Below are 3,744 nucleotides of genomic sequence, written 5' to 3' on the forward strand. Positions count from 1 at the left end.
CTGCTGACCGAACCGGTGGAATGGGTGCGGGATTCGGGGCCGCGCCGGGCGGGTGTGTCCTCGTTCGGCATCAGCGGCACCAACGCCCACGTCATCCTCGAACAACCCGAGTTCGAGAGGGCGGACGAGGAGGACGCCGGAAGCGGCGGACTCGCCTCGCTCGCGCCCGGCGTGGTGCCGTGGATCCTTTCCGGCAAGTCCGAGGCCGCTCTGCACGCCCAGGCCGCACGCCTCCTGGCCCGCGTCGAGGCAGCTCCCGAACTGCGTGCCGTGGACCTCGGCCGCTCCCTGGCCACGCAGCGTTCCGTCTTCGACCACCGTGCCGTGGTCCTCGCCGACGACCGTGAGACCGCCGTGCGCGGCCTGGCCGCGGTGTGCGTGGGGGAGAGCGACCCCGCCGCGATCGTCGGCGCGACCGAACAGGGCCGTACGGCGTTCCTGTTCTCGGGTCAGGGGTCGCAGCGGCTCGGTATGGGCCGTGAACTGTATGGGCGTTTCCCGGTGTTCGCGGAGGCGTTCGACGCGGTGTGCGCGGGGCTGGACGAGCACCTGGAGCGGCCGCTGCGCGACGTGGTCTGGGGCGAGGACGAGGAGGCGCTGAACCGGACCGCGTATGCCCAGGCTGGGCTGTTCGCGGTTGAGGTGGCGTTGTTCCGGCTGGTGGAGTCGTGGGGTGTGCGGCCGGAGTTCGTGGCCGGACACTCGATCGGTGAGGTCGCGGCCGCGCATGTGGCGGGTGTGTTCTCCCTGGCGGACGCGTGTGCGCTGGTGGCTGCTCGCGGTCGGCTGATGCAGGCGCTGCCCGCCGGTGGTGCGATGGTCGCCGTCGAGGCGACGGAGGCCGAGGTGCTGCCGCACCTGACGGGTGAGGTGTCGGTCGCGGCCGTCAACGGCCCCTCCTCGGTGGTGATCTCGGGTGCCGAGGCTGCGGTCGAGGCGGTCGCCGGGGTGTTCCGCGGGCTGGGTCGTCGTACGTCCCGGCTGCGGGTGTCGCACGCCTTCCACTCACCGCTGATGGAACCGATGCTGGAGGAATTCCGCACGGTTGCGGAAGGACTGTCGTTCCGCGCGCCCCGTATCCCCGTGGTCTCGAACGTGACGGGCACGCTTGCCGATGACGAACAGCTCACGTCCGCTGCCTACTGGGTGACCCACGTCCGTGAGGCCGTGCGTTTCGCCGACGGAGTCCGCGCGCTGGCCGGTGAGGGTGTCACGCGGTTCGTCGAGCTGGGCCCGGACGGTGTGCTGAGCGGCATGGCCCGCGACAGCGCCGGCGACGACGCCCTCCTCGTACCTGTGCTGCGCAAGGACCGTGAGGAAATCACCACCGCCCTGCGGGCGTTGGCCGAGTTGTACGTCCGTGGCGGCCACGCCGACTGGGCCGCCGTGCTCGACGGCACCGGCGGCCGCCCCGTGGACCTGCCCACGTACGCCTTCCAGCACGAGTACTTCTGGCCCGCCGGATCCGTCACCGGCACCGGTGACATCCGCCTCGCGGGCCTCGGTACCCCGGGACACCCGCTGCTGGGGGCGGCCGTCGAACTGGCGGGCGCCGACGGAGTGGTCCTTACCGGCAGGCTGTCGCTCCAGTCACAGCCGTGGCTGGCCGACCACGCGGTACAAGGCTCGGTGCTGGTGCCGGGCACGGCATTGCTGGAGCTGGCGATCCGCGCGGCCGACGAGGTCGGCTGCGACACGATCGAGGAACTGACCCTCTCCGCGCCACTGGTGCTGCCCGACCACGGCGGTACCCGCATCCAGGTCACCGTGGGTGAGCCGGACGAGGCGGGACGCCGCAGCGTCGCCGTTCACTCGCGCCACGACGCGGACGACGAACGCGGCTCCTGGACCCTGCACGCCTCGGGCACACTGACCGATGCGACGACCGTGGCGCACTCCGGCTTCGACGTGTCCGTGTGGCCCCCGAAGGGCGCCCGACCGGTCGACGTCACCGACTGCTACGACGTACTGGCCGAAGCCGGCCTCCGCTACGGACCGGTCTTCCAGGGCCTGCGTTCCGCCTGGCGCCGGGGCGACGAGGTCTTCGCCGAGGTGGCGCTCGACGACGACGTCGACGGCGGTACCTACGGGCTCCACCCCGCGCTCTTCGACGCCGCCCTGCACGCCTCCTTCGCCTTCGTCGGCGAAGACGGTGACGACACCCCGCTCGGCGGTGTGCCCTTCTCCTGGGAGGGCGTGCGCCTGCACGCGTCCGGCGCCTCGGCCCTGCGCGTCCGGCTGACCAGGACCGGTGACGACTCCCTGGCCGTCGAGCTGGTCGACCCGGCCGGTGCGCCCGTGGCCTCGGTGGAGTCCCTCGTCGTACGGTCCGCCTCGGCCGCCGGAAGCGGGTCCGGGAACAGCGCGAAACCCCTCTACCGCGTGGACTGGGTGTCCGCCCGTGCCGCGACCGGCACCCTCTCCCCGGAACCGGTCGCACTGCTCGGTGACGAGATCCTCGCTGTGATCGGCGCCGACGCGGACGGTCTGGTCATCGCCGGCGACCTCGGGGCGCTGGCGGCGAACGAGGTGCCCGGCACGGTACTGGCCGCCGTGACGAACTCCCTGCCGGACGTGGTCGAGTCGGCGCACCGGGCGGCCGCTCGGGCCCTGGACCTCGTGCGGGACTGGCTGGCGGACGAGAGGTTCGCCGCGTCCCGTCTGATCTTCGTCGTCGGTGCGTCCGACGGCACGGGCGAACTGACGGACGCCCTGGTCAGGGGACTGGTGCGTTCCGCCCGGCTGGAACATCCGGGGCGGTTCGGTCTGCTGGACGTCGAGCCGGGTGCGGTGCTGTCGGCCGGGCTGCTGGAGGCCGCCCTGGCCGTGGGTGAGGCCGAGGTTGCGGTGCGTGGGGGTGAGGTGCTGGTGCCTCGTCTGGCGCGGGTGGTGTCCGGGTCCGGTGCGGATGCCGCGGTCTGGGATGTGGCCGGGGGCACGGTTTTGGTGACGGGTGGCACGGGTGGTCTGGGCCGGATCGTGGCTCGGCATCTGGTGGTCGAGCACGGTGTGCGTGATCTGTTGCTGGTGAGTCGTCGTGGTGCGGCTGCCGAGGGTGTGGACACTTTGGTCGGCGAGTTGTCCGGGCTGGGTGCTCGGGTGTCGGTGGAGGCCTGTGATGTGGCCGACGGGGCTGCGGTGGCTGCTCTGGTGGGCCGGTACCGGGTGCGGGCGGTGGTGCACGCGGCGGGTGTGCTGGACGACGGTGTGGTGGAGTCGCTGACGGGGGAGCGGCTGGCAGGGGTGCTGCGTCCGAAGGTGGACGCTGCCTGGCACCTGCACGAGGCGACCAAGGACCTGGATCTCACGGCGTTCGTGGTGTTCTCGTCGGTGGCGGGGACGTTCGGCAGTGCGGGGCAGTCGGCTTATGCGGCGGGTAATGCGTTCCTGGACGGTCTGGTGCGTCGTCGTCGTGCGCTGGGGCTGCCGGCGGTGTCGTTGGTGTGGGGTCCGTGGGCGCAGGACGCGGGCATGACCCAGACGCTGTCGGAGACCGACCACCGCCGCATCACCCGTGCCGGTATGCCGCCGCTGACTGCCGCACTCGGTACCGAGCTCATGGACGCCGCGCTGGCCGGCGGTGAGCCCGTCGTCCTACCTCTGCGTCTTGACCTGGCAGCCCTCCGTACCGAGGAAGAAGTGCCCGCTCTGCTGCGTGGTCTGGTCCGGTTGCGGGTGCGGCGGTCGGTTGCGGGTGGTTCGGTGGCGGTGGCCGGTCTGGTGCGGCGGTTGGAGGGTCTGGGC

1 protein-coding gene is annotated in these 3,744 nt (G+C 72.1%); it reads left to right on the forward strand.

Features of this window, described 5'->3' with window-relative positions:
* Positions 1 to 3,744, forward strand: a 3,744-nt coding sequence (locus ACF1DX_RS38985) for an SDR family NAD(P)-dependent oxidoreductase (protein WP_391795876.1), incomplete at both ends; no start/stop codon positions are given.

Origin of the sequence: Streptomyces sp. NPDC014676 (assembly GCF_043084105.1) — a bacterium.
Taxonomy (GTDB): domain Bacteria; phylum Actinomycetota; class Actinomycetes; order Streptomycetales; family Streptomycetaceae; genus Streptomyces.